This is a genomic window from Acrocarpospora phusangensis, assembly GCF_016862995.1.
GTDB classification, from domain to species: Bacteria; Actinomycetota; Actinomycetes; order Streptosporangiales; family Streptosporangiaceae; genus Acrocarpospora; species Acrocarpospora phusangensis.
The window spans coordinates 86336-103128 of record NZ_BOOA01000003.1 but is presented as its reverse complement, the minus strand read 5'-3'; the positions used below and the strand labels follow the sequence as shown (position 1 = coordinate 103128).

14 protein-coding genes are annotated in these 16793 nt (G+C 70.8%); 11 read left to right on the top strand and 3 right to left on the bottom strand.

Annotation, left to right across the window (positions count from 1 at the left end; genetic code table 11):
- The first annotated feature begins 141 nt into the window (after positions 1-141).
- The 9 genes from Aph01nite_RS02680 to Aph01nite_RS02640 all read left to right on the top strand — a co-directional run bounded on the left by Aph01nite_RS02680 (position 142) and on the right by Aph01nite_RS02640 (position 11111).
- Positions 142-1110 carry a polyprenyl synthetase family protein gene (locus Aph01nite_RS02680; protein WP_204039088.1) on the top strand — a complete coding sequence of 323 codons (969 nt, stop codon included), beginning with the start codon at positions 142-144 and terminating at the stop codon, positions 1108-1110.
- A gap of 3 nt (positions 1111-1113) precedes the next feature.
- Positions 1114-3669, top strand: a complete 2556-nt coding sequence (locus Aph01nite_RS02675) for a hydroxymethylglutaryl-CoA lyase-like TIM-barrel protein (protein ID WP_204039087.1) — start codon at positions 1114-1116, stop codon at positions 3667-3669.
- On the top strand, positions 3666-4325 hold the full coding sequence (locus Aph01nite_RS02670; RefSeq protein ID WP_204039086.1) for an ABC transporter ATP-binding protein: 660 nt from the start codon (positions 3666-3668) through the stop codon (positions 4323-4325). Before Aph01nite_RS02675 ends, Aph01nite_RS02670 begins: the two co-directional genes overlap by 4 nt.
- Positions 4326-4330: 5 nt before the next feature.
- Positions 4331-5116: an ABC transporter permease gene (locus tag Aph01nite_RS02665; RefSeq protein WP_204039085.1), complete on the top strand. Its 786-nt coding sequence runs from the start codon at positions 4331-4333 to the stop codon at positions 5114-5116.
- 11 nt (positions 5117-5127) lie between these two features.
- Positions 5128-6315, top strand: coding sequence for a radical SAM protein (locus Aph01nite_RS02660; RefSeq protein WP_204039084.1), 1188 nt, complete (start codon positions 5128-5130; stop codon positions 6313-6315).
- Between the two features lie 3 nt (positions 6316-6318).
- Complete coding sequence (locus Aph01nite_RS02655) at positions 6319-6762, top strand: hypothetical protein (protein WP_204039083.1); 444 nt, start codon at positions 6319-6321, stop codon at positions 6760-6762.
- Positions 6759-8420, top strand: coding sequence for a prenyltransferase/squalene oxidase repeat-containing protein (locus Aph01nite_RS02650; RefSeq protein ID WP_204039082.1), 1662 nt, complete (start codon positions 6759-6761; stop codon positions 8418-8420). Before Aph01nite_RS02655 ends, Aph01nite_RS02650 begins: the two co-directional genes overlap by 4 nt.
- 1 nt (position 8421) lies before the next feature.
- Entirely contained in the window at positions 8422-9660 is a 1239-nt protein-coding gene (locus Aph01nite_RS02645; protein ID WP_204039081.1) for an FAD-dependent oxidoreductase, read from the top strand.
- Positions 9661-9725: 65 nt separating this feature from the next.
- Entirely contained in the window at positions 9726-11111 is a 1386-nt protein-coding gene (locus Aph01nite_RS02640; RefSeq protein WP_204039080.1) for an MFS transporter, read from the top strand.
- Here the strand turns inward: Aph01nite_RS02640 and Aph01nite_RS02635 are convergent.
- The 3 genes from Aph01nite_RS02635 to Aph01nite_RS02625 form a co-directional block, all read right to left on the bottom strand.
- Positions 11099-11968 (bottom strand): alpha/beta fold hydrolase, encoded by an 870-nt coding sequence (locus Aph01nite_RS02635; RefSeq protein ID WP_204039079.1) that lies wholly within the window; start codon positions 11966-11968, stop codon positions 11099-11101. The two genes, Aph01nite_RS02640 and Aph01nite_RS02635, sit on opposite strands and share 13 nt — an antisense overlap.
- Positions 11969-12107: 139 nt before the next feature.
- Entirely contained in the window at positions 12108-14759 is a 2652-nt protein-coding gene (locus Aph01nite_RS02630) for a glycoside hydrolase family 3 protein (RefSeq protein WP_204039078.1), read from the bottom strand.
- Between the two features lie 218 nt (positions 14760-14977).
- A complete protein-coding gene (locus Aph01nite_RS02625) occupies positions 14978-15445 on the bottom strand; it encodes a hypothetical protein (RefSeq protein ID WP_204039077.1) in 468 nt (155 codons plus the stop codon).
- Positions 15446-15489: 44 nt separating this feature from the next.
- On the opposite strand from Aph01nite_RS02625, the gene Aph01nite_RS02620 reads away from it, so the two are divergent.
- Both Aph01nite_RS02620 and Aph01nite_RS02615 read left to right on the top strand, forming a co-directional pair.
- Positions 15490-16461 (top strand): helix-turn-helix transcriptional regulator, encoded by a 972-nt coding sequence (locus tag Aph01nite_RS02620; RefSeq protein ID WP_204039076.1) that lies wholly within the window; start codon positions 15490-15492, stop codon positions 16459-16461.
- A gap of 45 nt (positions 16462-16506) precedes the next feature.
- Positions 16507-16716, top strand: coding sequence for an EF-hand domain-containing protein (locus Aph01nite_RS02615; protein ID WP_204039075.1), 210 nt, complete (start codon positions 16507-16509; stop codon positions 16714-16716).
- Positions 16717-16793: the final 77 nt, after the last annotated feature.

The window sequence follows — 16793 nt, the reverse complement described above, 5'->3', positions numbered from 1 at the left end:
TACGACGGGAGGCCTGTCATGGATGCCACGCAACAGGCGGAAATAACAGTTGAACCAGATATCGGCTATGGCAATGACCAGTCATCCGGATTAGCTGTTCTGGACCCGGAGAATGACTCGCAAAATGACAATGACAATTCATTGTCAGACGGCTACGCGGCCCTGCTGCACGAGGAGATCGAGCGGCGCTGGCTGAGCGGCGGCCGGATCCTGGACGCGATGTGCCGGCACGCGCTCGCGCCCGGCGGCAAGCTGATGCGCCCGGTGCTGCTGCTGGAGTCGGCGGTGGCCGTCGGGGGCCGCGCGGAGAGCGTGCTGCCCGCCGCGCTCGGCACCGAGTGCGGCCACGTGGCCAGCCTGGTCCACGACGACATCATCGACGGCGACGAGACCCGCCGGGGGCGGCCCGCCGTGCACAGCGCGTTCGGCACCGACCAGGCCATCGTGGCCGGCGACGCGCTGATCTTCTTCCTCTTCCAGTGCCTGGCCGAATGCCGCGAGACCGGCGTGCCCGAGGACCGCATCGTGGCGGCCCTCGACGTGGTCGCCAGGGCCGGGTACGACCTGTGCCGCGGCCAGAGCCTCGAATCGGAACTCAAGGGCGACGTCTCCTGCGACGTCGACACGTACCTGGAGATGATCAGGCTCAAGACGGCCGCGCTGTTCCGCGCGTCCTGCGAGAGCGGCGCCATCCTCGGCCAGGGCCCCCAGGACCACATCCACGCCCTCGCCCAGTACGGCGAGCACCTCGGCACCGCCTTCCAGATCCACGACGACCTGCTGGCCTACACCAGCGACGCCGAGACCACGGGCAAGGCCGCCGCCAGCGACGTGCGCAACCGCCGCCTGACGCTGCCGGTGATCCTCGCCTACCAGCGGGCGGACGCCGACGACCGGGCCAGGATCGAGGAGATCATGGCCGGCGACGTGCCGGACGCCTTCACCACGATGGGCCAGGTCATCGAGCGTACCCAGGCGGTCGCCGCGTCCCGGCGGATGGCCTGGCAGACGGCGGAGCAGGCCCGCCGGGACCTGGCCGTGCTGCCCCCGACCCCGAGCCGGTCCCGGCTGGCCCGGCTGGCCACGCTCGCCATCGACCGGGACAGGTAACACATGTTCAGGGCACACCTGGAGACCTGGCGGCCGTACACGCTGAGCTATCCCGGCCTGGTCGGGCTGGCGGGCGCCGTGCTGGCCGGCGATCCCGGGCCGGCCGGGCTGGCCGCCGCCTGGGCGGTGCCCACCCTCGGCTGGCTGGCCGGCCTGTACGGCGGCGACTACTTCGACCGGCGGCTGGACGCGATCGCCAAACCGCACCGGCCCATCCCGTCCGGCCGGATGCGCGCCCGGACCGCGCTGACCTGCATGATCGTCTGCGTGGGGCTGGGCGCGGCCATCGCACTGGCGCTCAACTGGCGGACCGCCGTCCTGGCCGCCGCCGCGCTGGCCATGGGCATCGCGTACAGCACGGTCTTCAAAGCGCGCGGCCTGTCCGGGAACCTGCTGCGCGGGGCCATCACCCCGCTGGCGTTCCTGGTCGGCGCGATGTGCGCCACCGACTGGCCGCACCCGGCCCTGCTGGGTGCGGCGGCCGTGTTCCTGCTCCAGGACGCGGCCTCCAACCTGGTCGGCACCCTCCGCGACATCGACGGCGACCGCGAGGGCGGCTACCACACCTTCTCGGTACGCCACGGCCCCCGTGCCGCCCTCCGCGCGGTGACACTGCTGGTGGGGTGCTGGATGCTCCTCGCCGCCGCGGCTCCGGCCGTGCTGCCCCGGACCTCCGGAACCGTGCTCTACCTGGCGATGTTCGCGCTGGCCTCGGGGCTGGCCGCCGGGGCGCTGGTCATGCTGTATCGGGGGATCGATCCGGCGCGGGCGCTGCGCGCGCACGGGGTGCTGGTGCTGGAGCGCACGATCCTGGCCGGGGCCTTCGTCGGGCTGGGCGCGGGACCGGCGTTGGCGCTGCCGGTCACCGCGGCCGGGCTGGCGGTGACCTGGGTCGCGCAGCGGGCGATGCGGGAGAGCTACGAGTTCGGGTCCGAGGCGGTGCCGGACCAGGCGCAGGTGCTCGGGTACGTGGACGAGCGGCTTACCGCGCTGGACGCCGAACGGCTGACCGCGCTGCACGACTGGGACCGCCGGATCGACATCGAGGTCACCGACCTCGGCCTGCGCATCGCGCTGCTGACGGAGAACGGCACCATCAGGCGGGTCCCGGCAGCCCACCTCACAGAGACGTCTTCCGAAGCCGGGGCATCCTCGCATATATCCGCACCGCGGGCGGCTTCCGAAGCCACGACTTCCCGGGTGGCCTCCGAAATCACGATATCGACGACCGCGGCGGTGTTCCGGGACATCTTTCTCGTCGGGCGGACGAATCCCCGGAGGGCGTACCTGACCGGGGGGATCAGTATGCGGGCCTCCGCCCGGGACATGCTCCACCTCAACCAACTGTTCAACGAGTTCCGCCGGACCGCCGGCGGACCGCCCCGGGTCGCCGTGCGCGAGCCGGAGCCTGCCGCCCCTGTCGCGGAGTCGCTGCCGCCCACGGTGGTGATCAGCGACACCACGCTCAGGGACGGCGAGCAGATGCCCGGCGTCGCGTTCCCGGTCGAGGAGAAGATCGAGCTGGCCCGGCGGCTGGCCGCGCTCGGGGTTCCCCTGATCGAGGCGGGATATCCGGCGGTCTCGGCCGAGGAGGCGCTGGCCGTGCGGGCCATCGTGGACGCCGGCCTGGACGCCGCCATCCAGGTCATCGCCCGCCCGCTCGCCGGGGACGTGGAGGCGGCCGTCGAGTCGGGCGCGCACAGCATCGCCCTGTTCACGGGAACCTCCGAGGCGCACGTACGCGCCAAGCTGCGCACCACGCCGGAACAGCTCGTGGCCGGCATCCGGGAGGCCGTCGCGCTGGCCAAACAGTCGGGGCGGAACGTCGTCTTCGCCGCCGAGGACGCCACCCGTACCGACCCGGACTTCCTGGTCGAGGTCTACCTGGCCGCCGCCGAGGCCGGAGCGGACGCGATCGGGCTGGCCGACACCGCCGGGGTGAGCACGCCCTGGCGGATGGCCGCCCTGGTACGACGGGTCGCCGCCGCCTGCCCGCTGCCCATCGCCGTGCACTGCCACAACGACCTCGGCCTGGCCACCGCCAACTCCCTCGCGGGCCTGCTCTCCGGCGCCTCCGGCGTGCAGTGCTCGGTGCTCGGCGTCGGCGAACGCGCCGGCAACGCGCCCCTGGAGGAGGTGGTGATGACCCTCGAAGCCGCGTACGGACACCGGACCGGCCTCGACCTCACCGCCCTCACCCCGCTCGCCCACCACGTGGCGGCCCTCACCGGCCAGGTGGTGCACGCGGGCAAACCCGTCGTCGGCGGCCACGCGTTCGTGCACGAGAGCGGCCTGCACGTGGACGGCATCGTCCGCGACCCCAGCACGTACGAGCCGTACCCGCCCGAGCTGATCGGGCGGGAACGCAGCTTCGTCTTCGGCAAACACTCCGGCCGGGGCGCCCTGCGCCACGTGCTGGACTCGCACGCCGTCGGGCTGGAGGAGCGCCAGCTCTCCGCCCTGCTGGCGACCGTCAAGGAAAGGCGTGGCTCCGGGCCGCTGGACGAGATCGCCCTCGTGCAGCTGGCGCGGACACTCCTGCTGGAAGGACAAACATGATCACCGTGCGTGGCCTGGCGAAACGTTACCGGCGCCGCCGAGTCCTGGAGGACGTCAGCTTCACGGTGCCCCGCGGCATGCTCACCGGCATCCAGGGCGAGAACGGAGCCGGCAAGTCCACCCTGCTCAAATGCCTCGTCGGGCTGCTCAAACCCGACGCCGGCCAGATCGTCCTGGACGGGCGCGTCGGCTACTGCCCGCAGGACCCGTCCCTCATCGAGAGCCTCACCCTCACCGAGCAGTTCCGCCTGTTCGGGGCCGGGTACGGCCTCACCCCCGACCAGGTGGCCGACCGCGCCGGCACCCTCATGGAGGAGTTCGGCTGCGCCCGCTACGCCACCACCCGGGTGGACCGGCTCTCCGGCGGGACCCGGCAGAAGGTCAACCTCATCGCCGCGCTCCTGCACGAGCCCGACGTGCTCATCCTGGACGAGCCCTACCAGGGCTTCGACTACGACACCTACCAGCACTTCTGGGACTACACCGAACGGTTCCGCGTCGACGGCGGCTCGGTGGTGGTGGTCAGCCACATGCACACGGAGATCGCCCGCTTCGACGCGATGCTCGACCTCGCCGCCGGCCGGGTGACCGCCAGCGGCCGCCGGGCCAAGGACGTCGTGCTCACAGATGCCGTGCTCACGGATCGGGGGGAATGATGGCCGTGCGACTCGATCCCGTGCGTACGGTGCGGGAGGCCAGGCCGTACCGGGCGACCGGGACGGCGACCCGGATGTCGGTGCTGGAGCTGCTGCGGCGCTGGCCGTCCATGCTGTTCATGATCTTCATGCCGGCGTCGTACTTCCTGGTCAGCTACTTCACCAGCGACGCCGTCACCATGGTGCCCGCCCTGGCGTACGACGGCGACGTCCAGCGGACCGTCCAGGTGCTCGACCGCGACTTCAAGGCCCTCTACCTGGCCGTCCTCGGCATCAGCGTGACCAGCTCCTTCGCCGCCATGACCGTGGTACGGCCCGGCATGGCCGCCCTGCGCAGGCTCCGGCTCGTCGGCTACCGGGCCCACCACCTGCTCAGCGCCCGCCTCTACGTGCTGCTGATCATCACCGTGGTGTCCACGGCCGTGTTCATGGCCATCTTCGTCCCGCTCGTGAACCTGGAGTCCGTGGCACTGGCCGCCACCGCCCTGCTGCTGGTCGGCTTCGTCGGCGTCGCGCTCGGCACGCTCATCGGGCTGCTGGTGCCGCGTGAGTTCGAGGCGTCCATGCTGCTCATCGCGGCGGCCGGGGTGCAGATGGCGCTCGGCAGGTCGGGAGCGGACGCGGAGCGGTTCCTGCCGTACTGGCCGGGGGTGGAGGCGCTGAAGTCGGCCGCCTTCGTCTCCGGCGCCGACGTCACCCGGTTCGGCGGCCTCGGCGCGCTCTACGCCGTGGCGCTCTTCGGCCTGTCCTACATCGTCTGGAACCGCCGCACGCGCCTGTGGCGACGCTGAAAGGAAACGGCATGCAATCCGGTATGACGTGGCTCAAGGACTACATGGCCACCGCGAAGTCGGGCGAGCTGGCCGCTCCCCCGTCGGCCTGGTGGATCGTCACCCGCGCCTGCAACCTCAAGTGCTACTACTGCTTCGCCGACGCCCGCAAACGCGACCCCGACGAGCTCGACACGGCCGGGGCCAAGGCCGTGCTGGACGACTTCGCCGACAGCGGCGTCATGTTCGTGACCTTCCTCGGCGGGGAGCCGCTGACCAGGAAGGACATCTACGAGCTGGTCGACTACTCCACCGACCTGGGCATCTACACCGCGCTGCTCACCAACGGCCTGAACGTACGCCCCGAGAAGATCGACAAGCTGGTGGACGGCGGCCTGGAGATGATCGGCGTGTCCATCGACAGCAAGGACGACGCCGTGCACGACGCCGTCCGCGGGGTCGCCGGCTCCCTCGCCGGGGCGAAGGGCACGATCCGGCACGCCATCCAGCGCGGCCTGCGCACCAGCGTACGCATCGTGGTCAGCGAGGACAGCTATCCCGCCATCCCCGACCTGTTCCGGTGGGCCATCGACGAAGGCGTCGAGGAGCTGATCCTGCTGCCCATCTTCATGGTCGGCCGCGCCGCCGGCGGAGCCGAGGACCGGCGCGCCGACCTGGTCGGCAAGCAGCTGTTCCTCAGCACGCTGGAACGCCTGCGCGACATCGGGGAACCGCTCGGCATCACCGTGCCGCAGCAGACCAGACTCGCCTGCCCGCAGGGCATCGAGCTGCGCGCGCCCGACCACGAGCTCCACCACGCCGGGCACGCGGTCGGCTTCGAGCAGAGCGCCGGCTGCAAGGTGGGCCGGTTCATGGTGAGCGTGCAGCCCAACGGGGACGTGTTCTCCTGCCCGTTCGTGCACGCCAAGGTGGGCAGCCTGCGGGAGCAGAGCATCGTGGACATCTGGCAGGCGCCGCTGCTGCGCAAAGCCAGGGCCGAGGACATGGGCTGCCTGGCCCGCTCGATCATCCACACCGGCCGCGCCGACGTCACCGACCCCACCTACGTGCGCCCCGCCGCGGAGATGCTCGCCGAACTCCCCCTCCCCGGCACCGCCCCCGCACCCGCACCCGTCGCCGAGCAGCCGTTCTTCCCCGTCGACGGGCTCTCCCTCGCCTCCCACCGGGCCCGCGCCGTCACCTCACCGACGAGGAGCTGAGCAATGCGAGAGACCATGACCGTGGCCGAAGCCGTGGCCGAACTACGCGACATGCTCGCCGCCAGCGGCGGCAACCCCACCATCGCCGACCGCCTCGCCCGCGGCTCACTCAGCGTCCTGTACGAGTTCGAGAACCCGGACGGCACGATCGAGCCGTACCTGATGCGGGTCCGGCGCGACCTCCGCGAGGTCGCCCCCGGCGCCGTGTCCTACGACGAGGCCGACATCGTCATCAGAACAGAACCGCTCACCCTGCACCGCCTCAGCAACGGCGAACTCGGCGGCCGCGAGGCCATCGTGAGCGGCCGCCTCGACATCCGCAAAGCCCCCTCGATGCCGAAGCTGCTGTTCATGCGCTCCCTCTTCAACAGCTACAAGAAGCACCGCCTCCGCACGGAGGCGGACGCTCAGACGACGCCCGGGAGCGCGGCTGAGGCGGCGCCGTGACGACGATCCAGTCGGTGGCCGGGAGTATCGCCAGGGCCGCCGACGGCCTGTTCGCGCGGCAGCGCGCGGACGGCTCGTGGGAGGGGTTCCTGCCCTCGTCGGCCGTGTCGACGGGAGCAGCCGTGATCGCCCTGCGGGTGGCCGACCCGCAGGGCTCCCACGACCTGGTGACGGCGGGCGCGGCCTGGCTGCGCGACCGCCAGCTCGCGGACGGCGGCTGGGGCGACACACCCGAAGCTCCGGCGAGCCTCAATGCCACGGCCATCGCCGTCGCCGCCCTGCGATTCGCCGATGCGGAGGCCAGTGCGGAGGCGGTGACCTCCGGCCTCGAACGGCTGGAGGGATTCGGCGGGATCGACGCTGTCGCGGATCGGCGTAAGTGCACGTTGAAGGCGGTCTGCGAGCAGTATCTGGCATTGGCGGGGCTGTATCCGGTGGAGCGTGTCTCGCGGATGCCGTTCGAGCTGGCGCTGGCTTCGTCGTGGCTGCGGAAGAAGTTGTCGTTCACGGTGCCGGGGCTCATGTCGTGGGGCGTCATGCAGTCGCGTACCCGGCGGTTCGGGATGGTCCGGCGGCAGGTGAACCGGCTGGCCGAGCCCCGAGCGCTGAGCTACCTGGAGGATCTGCACGGGTACGAGGGCCCGGACGGCGCGGTGGAGGAGTCCGCGCTGATGGCGTCCGTCGTGTGCCTGGGACTGGCCCGAGCGGACGTCGCGCCCGGCATCGTGGCGGACTACCTGCGCTATCTACGCCGGACCGCCCGAGCCGACGGATCCTGGCCGATCGACCGGGACATCGAGTTCTCGGTCAGCATGTACCTCACCCACGGCCTGGTGGACGCGGGCTTCGGCGGCGATCCCCGGCTCGCGCGCATCGGCGACTGGATCCGCGCGAGCCAGCGGGACAGGCCGTTCGCGCCGACCGGCTGCCCTCCCGGCGGCTGGGGCTGGTCCACGCCCTCCGGCTGGCCGGACACCGACGACACCTCCTGCGCGGTGGGGTCCCTGGTCGCGCTGGGCGCGAGTCTCGACGACCCGCACGTACGACGCGGAGCCGACTGGCTGCTGGCGATGCAGAACGGGGACGGCTCTTGGGGCTGTTTCGCCAAAAACGCCAAGGTCAGCATGGACGCGCCCTGCTCGGTCATGACCGCACACACCGTCCTCGCCCTGCACGCCGCAGGCACCGGCCGTTTCGCGGAACCCCTCGCGCGGGCGGTGCGGTGGTTCGCGCGGGTGCAACGACCCGACGGGTCGTTTCCCTGTATCTGGTTCCGGGACAGCACGGCCGGAACGGCCAGAGTCCTGGACGCCCTCGGCAGACTGGGCCAAGGCGGCACGGCGGTCGCCGCGCGCTGCCGGGACTGGCTGCTCGCCCACCAGCGCGACGACGGCGGCTGGGGCGACGGCGGCAGCGAACCGTCCTCGGCGGAGGAGACCGCGTGGGCCGTGCTCGGCCTGGTCAGCGCCGGTCACGCGGACGATCCGGCGACCGCCGCGGGCGTGCGCTGGCTTCTCGACCACCAGCGTGCCGACGGACTCTGGGACGCCACCCGGCTCGGCGTGTACTTCCTCGGGCTGACGTACTGGTGCGACCACATCGCCGACGGCTACGCGCTGCAGGCGCTCGGCCGCTACCGGGCCGCCACGGAGGGGTGACATGCCGGACTACGACGTGATCGTCTGCGGCGCGGGCGTCGGCGGCCTCACGCTCGCCCGCGCCCTCGGCCGCCAGGGCCGCCGCGTCCTCCTCCTGGAGAAACAGCAGCACGCTCCCCCCGTCCACAAGGGCGAACTCCTCCAGCCCAGGTCCCTGCACATCCTCGGCCTCCTCGACTGCCTGGACACGCTGCGCGCCGAAGGCGCCCTGACGGCCGAACGCCTGAGTTGCCGTACAGCCGACGGCGACGAGATCGGCGCTCTCGACTACCGCTCCCTCCCCGGCAGCCACCCCTACTGCCTGGTGCACAACTACGCCACCATCAAGAACGTCCTCACCGCCTCCCTCTCCGCCGAGATCCGGTACGGCCTCCGCGCCGACACCCTTCTCCACGACTCCTCCGGCCGCGTCCGCGGCATCACGGCCGTCGGATCCGGGGGCAGGTCCGAGGAGATCACCGCCGCCCTGGTGGTGGCCTGCGACGGGCTCGGTTCCCGGCTTCGTACCCAGGCGGGCATCGAGGTGCGGCGGGAGCCGTACACGCACCAGCTGGTCGGGTACGACCTGGCCGACCCCGGACTCGGCCCGGACATCGCCGCCCACCTCACCCGGGACGGCCTGCGCCTGCTGTTCTCCATGCCCGGTGGACGCGCCCGCCTCTACGCCCAGGTGCCTTCCGGCCAGGTACGCAAAGCCGACCTAGCCGCCTGGACCGACACCATGATCACCCGTGTCCCGGCGCTCGACCCGGTGGCCGACGCCCTGCGGGAGAGCGTGCCCGGCGCGCAGACGGTAGCCGCCTGGCGTTACAGCGCCGACCACTGGGTGCTCCCCGGCCTGGCCCTCGTCGGGGACGCCGCCCACTGCGTGCACCCGATGGCCGGGCAGGGCATGAACGCCGCCATCGCCGACGCCTGGACCCTCGCCGAGCAGCTCACCGACCTCACCCCGGCGGCCGTCGACGACGCCCTCGCCCGCTACGACGCGATCCGCCGCCCCGCCCTGGAGTACGTCTCCCGCCTGAGCCACAACCTGGCCATGCTCTTCACCGACACCAGCTGGCGCACGCGCGTGGTCGGCCACTACATGCTCCGCCGCAACCAGCAGAACCAGCGCCTGCAAACGATCATCACGTACAACATGTCCGGCCTCGGCGTGCAGCGCTTCACGCTCAGAGACCGGTTCGTCCAGTTCGGCCTGCTACCCGACCGCGGGGAGGTCCCCGTCCATGTCCGCTGACATGCGAGGTCCTACACGCCATCCGGTTGCGTTGGTCGGTGCCGACCGTGGGGAGGCCTGCTCGCATGTCCGCTGACGTGATGGGCGAAAGTTCGCGCACGACGACTGTGCGGCCGGGGCCGCTGGTGCTGGCCGGGCTGGTGTGCGGGCCCTTCGTGTCGATGGTGGATTCCAACGCGGTGAACGTCGCCGTCTCGGAGATCGCGACGGAGCTGCGGGCGCCCTTGTCGACCACGGGGTGGATCATCAGCGCGTACCTGCTGGGGATCGGGGTCAGCCTGCCGGCGACCGCCTGGCTGGCGCGGCGGGTGGGCAACCGGCGGCTGTACATGTTCGCGCTGGTGGCGTTCGCGGTCTCGTCGGCGGCGTGCGGGCTGGCGCCGGGCGTGGAGGCGCTGATCGGGTTGCGGGCGGTTCAGGGGGTCGCGAGCGCGCCGCTGATCCCGCTGGCGTTGACGCTGCTGTTCGGGGGTGAGCGTGAGCGGGGGGCGCGTCCGCCGATGGTGGCCGGGCTGCTGTTCTTCCTGGCGCCCGCGCTCGGCCCGACGATCGGCGGGCTGCTGGTGGCGGCCGGCGGGTGGCGGCTCATCTTCCTGGTGAACGTGCCACTGGTGGCGATCGGCCTGCTCGGGGTACGGCGGCTGCCCCCCGATCCGCCTCGTGCCGACGGCGACCGGAGCCCGCTGGACCTGGTCGGATTGGCCCTGCTCGGGCTCGGCGCGACGAGTGCGATCTACGGCGCTTCGCTGGTCACCGGGCACACCGGCTGGGGATGGATTCCGGCGTTCGCCGGGCTCGTCCTGCTCGCCGGGTACGGGGTGCACGCACGGCGTACCCGCCATCCGGCGCTGGCGCTGGGGTTGCTGTCGACGGCGGCGAGCCGGGTGGCCGTGCTGGTCTCGGTGGTCGCCTCGGTCGTGCTGTTCGCGATGCTGTTCCTGATTCCGGTGTTCCTGCTGGAGAGCGCCCACCTGTCCCCGGTGGCCACCGGCCTCGTCCTGCTCCCCCAGGGCATCACGATGGGACTGTGCGCCGGCCTCGGCGAGAAGCTCGTCGGCACCCGCGGGCTGCGGACGACCGTCGCCCTCGGCATGCTCCTGCTGGCCGCGGTCACCGCCCTGCTGCTCCTGGTCACCCCGGACACCCCGCCGTGGCTGCTCGCCCTGCTCCTGGGCGGCCGGGGCGTGGCTCTCGGGCTCACCCTCCAGCCCATCATCATGGGCATGATGAACGGCCTGGCCAAAGCCGACATGGCCGACGGAACCACGGTGTTCAACGTCGCCCAGCGCATCGGCGGCTCCCTCGGCATCGCCGGCATCGCCGCCTTCTACGAGGCCCGGAGCGGGAACGCCTTCCACGACACGATCTGGCTCCTGGTGGCGCTCTCCCTGGCCGGACTCGCCCTCACCCCGTTCCTCGGCCGCGCCATGATCCCCGATCAACCGCGCTGAGTCCGGGCGAGAAACTCCCTGATCAGCTCGGTGGCCTCGTCGAGGGCGCTCTCCAGCAGGAAGTGGCCGCCTTCGAGCAGGTGGATTTGGGCATCCGGGAGGTCGTCCGCGAACGCGCGGGCACCGGCCGGGCTGAACACCGGATCGCCCTGACCCCACACGGCCAGCAGCGGCGGCCGGTGGCTTCGGAAATAATCGTGTAGACGCGGATAGAACGGGACGTTGCTCGCGTAGTCCAGAAGCAGGGCCAGTTGCACCCGGTCGTTGCCCAGCCGGGAGATCATCTGATGGTCGTGATGCCAGGTGTCCGGGCTGACGAGGGTCTCGTCGGGGACGCCGGTGACGTACTGCCACCTGATCGCGTCGAGCGTGAACGCCTCCCGGAGGGCCTTCTCGGTCAGCGGGTTCGGTTCCCGCTGGTACGCCCAGATGGGCTCCCAGAAGCTGTCGACGAACCCGGCCTCGTAGCCGTTGCCGCTCTGGGTGATGATCGCCGTGACGGCCGCGGGGTTGCGTACCGCGAGCCGCCAGCCGATGGGCGCGCCATAGTCCTGGACGTACATCGCGTAACGGGACACCCCGAGGTCGGCCAGCAGTTTCTCCGTATGGTCCGTCAGCGCCTCGAATGTGTAGTCGAACTCGTCGGCGCGTGGCGCGTCCGTCAGTCCGAAGCCCATGTGGTCGGGGGCGATGACGCGGTACTGGTCCGCCAGCAGGGGAATCAGGTGCCGGAACATGAACGAACTCGTCGGAAACCCGTGCAGCAGGACGACAGCGGGTGCGTCCTGCGGCCCCGCCTCCCGGTAGAACATCCGCCGCCCGAGCACGGTGGCGTACCGGTGGTGCACATCAACCATGACAGATCCCCCTTATCGACCAAATCAAGGGCGATGGGAGCAGGTCAAGCGTCATGGGCAGAAGATGACATGACCTCGACGGTCGCCGGAAAACCGAGGGCCGGTCATGCCGCAACACGACCGGCCCACGAGTCAACCGTTACGACAAATCACCACATTTCAGTGCGTCGGCGTCCTTGGCGGCTTGGGGCACCCAGCGCACGTTCGCGAAGGAGGCCGAGAACGCGCCCTCCGTGTACACCAGGAACGTCGTGTTGACGTTCTCCATGTCGAGCCCGGTCGCCGCGAAGCACGAGATCGGGATCTTGACGGTCGCCTTGGCGCCCGTGGCGGCCAGCCCCGTGAACAGGTTCGTCGCCACCACCTCGGCGAAGCACGGGTAGACGCAGTGCAGGCTGACCACGGTCCGCGCCGCCGGCGGGGCGTGCACGATCGTGTCGAAGACCAGCGCGGCGTCCGCGTTCAGGTACCCGCGCAGGTCGGTGCCCCCGGCGGGATTCTGCAGGTAGATCTGGCCGGGACCGACACCCGTCCAGGTGGTCTTGAGCGCGTCGCCCTGCACGTTCACGTCGGCGGGCACCACGTTGATCTCCGCGTGCGAGGCCGTGCCGTCGGGGCCGATCTGGGTGCCGCCCCAGTTCTCCGGCGACCCGATGAAACTCCGGTACGGATCGACGTCCGTCCGGTTGAACAACTCCAGGTCCTCGGTCGCCGTGCCTCCGCCGCCGGTCGAGCCGCACGCGAACTCGGGCGAGGTCTCGTCGAGCGTGCCGACGTTGCCGGTCTGGCCGTAACGCAGGCCGTACCCGAGGGGGAAGAGCGGGTCGTAGCCCTCGTCGCCAGGGTTGAGCGGGGTCTGGCAGGCGCTCTTCGGCCAGGAGTAGGAGAGTTTGCCGGTGTAGCCGTCGCCGCGGCGGTGCCGGTCCTGCACGAGCAGGTCGGCGACGCCGCCGCCCTCGGTGCCGGGCAGCCAGGCCACCACGAAGGCGTCGGAGCGGTTGAGCTCCTTGTTGACGTAGAGCGGGCGGCCGGTCACGTACACGGTGACGACCGGGGCGCCCTTGCCGCTGACCTTGTCGAGGACGGCGAGGTCGCCGGGGTAGAGCTTGGCCGCTTCGAGGGTGCGCCTGGCCAGGTCGCCGACGCCCTCGGCGTAGGGGGTCTCGCCGATGACGGCGATCACCGCGTCGTACGCGGCCGGATCGACCCCGTCGCCCGTCTCGCTGAAGGTCACGTCGTCCGCGCCGAGCGCCTCCCGCAGACCGGCCAGAATGGTCGTGCCGTTAGGGAAGTCGGCGTTGGTGTTGCCGGTGCCCTGCCAGGTCAGCGACCAGCCGCCGGTCTGGTTCTGCAGGTTGTCGGCGCTCTTGCCGACCACCAGGACCTTGGCCCGCGAGTCGAGCGGCAGCACCTTGCCCTTGTTCTTGAGCAGCACCTGCGACTTCCGTACGGCTTCGCGGGCCAGCCGTTCGGCGTCGAGCGCGTGCGCGGACCCGGCCAGCGGACGGGCGGACGGCTTGGGCGCGCTGAACAGCCCGGCCCGGAGCTTGACCCGCAGGATGCGGGTGACCGCGTCGTCGATGCGGGCCATCGGGATCTGGCCGGACTCGACCTGGGCGATGGTGTTGGCGATGAACGCCTTCCACTCGTTGGGCACCATGAAGACGTCGATGCCGGCGTTGACGGCCTGCGCGCAGTTGGCGTTGGTGCAGCCCGCGACCTGGCCGATGCCGTTCCAGTCCGAGACCACGACGCCGTCGAAGCCGATCTTCTTCTTCAGGATCTGGTTCAGGGCCAGCTCGCTGCCGTGGAGTTTGCCCTCGTTGATGCCGAGGTCGGCGTTGGTCCAGCTGTTGAAGGAGACCATCACGCTCTGGGCGCCGGCGGCCAGCGCGCCGTAGTAGCCCTGGCCGTGCAGGTTGATCATCTCCTGCGGGGAGGACGGGTTGACGCCCTGGTCGACGCCGCGCAGGGTGCCGCCGTCGCCGATGAAGTGCTTGGCGGTGGCGATGACGCCCTTGGAGCCGAGCCGGCGGGAGTCGCCGCCCTGGAGGCCGCGGACGATCTCGTAGCCGTACGCGCGGGTGATCCGGGGGTCCTCGGAGAAGCCCTCGTAGGTACGGCCCCAGCGGTCGTCGCGTACCACGGCGAGGGTGGGCGAGAACGCCCAGTCCTGGCCGGTGGCGCGGATCTGCTCGGCGGTGGCCTCGCCGATGTCACGCAGCAGGCAGGGGTCCTGGGCGGCGCCGAGGCCGATGTTGTGCGGGAAGATCGTCGCGCCGAACACGTTGTTGTTGCCGTGCACGGCGTCGATGCCCCAGATGACGGGGATCTTGGTCCGGGTGCTCACCGAGGCCTGCCAGTACGCGTCGGCGAGGTCGAGCCACGCCTGCGGCGGCGCGTGCTTGTCCCGGTTGGGCCAGGAGCCGCCGCCGTTGAGCACGGAGCCGATGGCGTACTGCCTGACCTCGTCGGGGGTGATGGCGGCGATCTCCGGCTGGGTCATCTGGCCGACCTTCTCGGCCAGCGTCATCCCGGCGACGATCTTCGCGATGCGCTTCTCGTCGGAGGAGTCCCGGCCGATCCGGCTCTTGACCTTCGGCCAGTCCGAGAGCGCGGGCAGGCGCTTCTCGATCCGGGCGCAGCCGTGCTCCATCGCGGGCTGCCCGATCTCGGGTTGCCTGCCCGGCTTCCCGCTGTCGGCGTTCGCGCTGGGGACGACTCCCCCGGTCAGAAGGGCGAGCCCGGCCAGGACCGCCAGCAGGCGGGGCCGGGCGAGAGGTCTGCTCATAGAAAGTCCGCTCTGGGTAGCAAACGGCTGCCGACACGCCGAATCCTGACCGGGTAACGGTTCCGAGTCAATAACCTCACAAGAGCGCTCTCCCGTAACAGGAAAAGACGTTTCCGAACCAGATCCACGGGCAGATTCCCAGGCTGTGACTTATTTTGCGTGTTATTGCATGTCAGAGCACCGGTGACCACAGGAACGAGAGAGCGCTCTACCGTGTTTCAGCCGGTCCGCGTGAAGTCCATGATCCAGTTGGTCTCCCAGGTCCGCTCGCCGTCGTAGGAGAAGGCCTGCTCCCACCGGCAGGAGGTCGGCGTGATCGCGGACCAGATGAACCGCACCCGGATCGGCCGGCCCTCCCAGGTGTCGTCCGCGAAGAACCGGCCCACCCCGTCGTCACCGAACCGGCCCACACACGGAATCGGGTCCATGCCCACCCGTCCGTCGATCCAGTGCAGCGACCACAGATCCGTCCGGGCGTCGTAGAGCCGTACGGTCGCGCCCCGGTAGCCCTGGGTGTGGAAGACGATCTCGTCGAAGTTGCCGGCCCCGTCGAAGAAGCCGCGCACGGCCGTGGTGGCCGGAATCTCCTCCCAGTCCTCGCAGCCGACCCCGCGCTTGAGCAGCTTGCGGTTGGCCACGTCCCAGGTGCCGACCAGGAAGTCGAAGTTGTTCTCGCTGATTGCCATGCCCGCACCGTACGAGTGCTCCACTGACACGTACTGTCAGTGGAATGCGAGCTTCTAGGCTTCTGTCCGTACTGCTCCTGTTGCAGGCCCGTGGCCGCATGACCGCGCGACAGCTCGCCGACGAGTTGGAGGTCAGCGTCCGCACCGTCTACCGCGACGTCGACTCCCTCCACGCCGCCGGCATCCCCCTGTACGGCGAGGCCGGGCACCAGGGCGGCTACCAGCTGCTCGGCGGCTTCCGCACCCGCCTGACCGGCCTGACCGAGCAGGAGGCCCAGGCCCTGTTCCTCGCCGGGCTGCCCGGACCCGCCCGGGAGCTCGGCCTGGGCGCCCTCGCCGCCGCCGCGGAACTCAAGATCGAGGCCGCGCTCCCGCCGGACCTGCGCGAGGGCTCCCGCCGCATCCGCGAGCACTTCCACCTGGACGCCCCCGGCTGGTACCACGACGGCGACCAGGTCCCGCACCTCCCGGCCGTCGCCGGGGCGGTCTGGAACAGGCAGGTCATCCAGGTGCTCTACCACCGCTGGCGCGAGCCCTGCGAGGTCGAACGCACGCTGGAGCCGTACGGGCTGGTGCTCAAAGCGGGCAAGTGGTACCTCATCGCCAGCTGCGAGGCGACGCTGCGCACCTACCGGGTCAGCCAGATCCTGGAACTCCAAGTCACGGACGACACGTTCACCCGCGCCGACGGCTTCGACCTCGGCGCGTTCTGGCGCGACCACCTCGCCGGCTTCCGCGCCCGCCTCATCCAGGGCCAGGCCGTGGTACGCCTCTCGCCGGCCGGCCGGGAACGGCTCACCGAGACGATGAGCTCCCAGGTCGCCCGCGCGGTGGCGGAGACCGCCTCACCCCCCGACGCCCTCGGCTGGATCACCGCCACCGTGCCTATCGAGTCCCTCACCCACGCCCACGGCGAGTTCCTCCGGCTCGGCGCCGAATGCGAGGTCCTGGACCCCCCGGCCCTCCGCGCGAAACTGGCCGCCACAGCCCAGGGCCTAGCCGCGCTTTATGCGTGAATATCCGCTTATCTTGGAAAGCCGTAGCGAGAGAGTAGGGGCACTGTGGAGCTCACCCAGGAGCGGCTGGACGCGCTTCGGCGCGAATTCGACTCGATCGATCAGGACGGGGACGGCTACGTCACCGAGGCGGAGCTGCGCGCCCACTTCCCCGACCTGCCGCGGGAGGCGATCGGCGCGCTCAACAGCGCCGCCGACGTCGACTCGGACGGCCGCTTCTCCCTGGAGGAGTTCATCCGCCTGAACGGCGCCTGACGAGCACGTCGATCCGCCCGTGTACGCGCGACGCGGTAACCCGACGATCGTGACCGCTCCGCCCCGGGCGTACCAAC

Excerpts from the sequence above, each read along its gene's own strand:
- Aph01nite_RS02670 (WP_204039086.1), top strand. The coding sequence starts at position 3,666 with ATGATCACCGTGCGTGGCCTGGCGAAACGTTACCGGCGCCGCCGAGTC.
- Aph01nite_RS02620 (WP_204039076.1), top strand. The coding sequence starts at position 15,490 with ATGCGAGCTTCTAGGCTTCTGTCCGTACTGCTCCTGTTGCAGGCCCGT.
- Aph01nite_RS02675 (WP_204039087.1), top strand. The coding sequence starts at position 1,114 with ATGTTCAGGGCACACCTGGAGACCTGGCGGCCGTACACGCTGAGCTAT.
- Aph01nite_RS02635 (WP_204039079.1), bottom strand. The coding sequence starts at position 11,968 with ATGGTTGATGTGCACCACCGGTACGCCACCGTGCTCGGGCGGCGGATG.
- Aph01nite_RS02660 (WP_204039084.1), top strand. The coding sequence starts at position 5,128 with ATGCAATCCGGTATGACGTGGCTCAAGGACTACATGGCCACCGCGAAG.
- Aph01nite_RS02630 (WP_204039078.1), bottom strand. The coding sequence starts at position 14,759 with ATGAGCAGACCTCTCGCCCGGCCCCGCCTGCTGGCGGTCCTGGCCGGG.
- Aph01nite_RS02640 (WP_204039080.1), top strand. The coding sequence starts at position 9,726 with ATGTCCGCTGACGTGATGGGCGAAAGTTCGCGCACGACGACTGTGCGG.
- Aph01nite_RS02645 (WP_204039081.1), top strand. The coding sequence starts at position 8,422 with ATGCCGGACTACGACGTGATCGTCTGCGGCGCGGGCGTCGGCGGCCTC.
- Aph01nite_RS02625 (WP_204039077.1), bottom strand. The coding sequence starts at position 15,445 with ATGGCAATCAGCGAGAACAACTTCGACTTCCTGGTCGGCACCTGGGAC.
- Aph01nite_RS02655 (WP_204039083.1), top strand. The coding sequence starts at position 6,319 with ATGCGAGAGACCATGACCGTGGCCGAAGCCGTGGCCGAACTACGCGAC.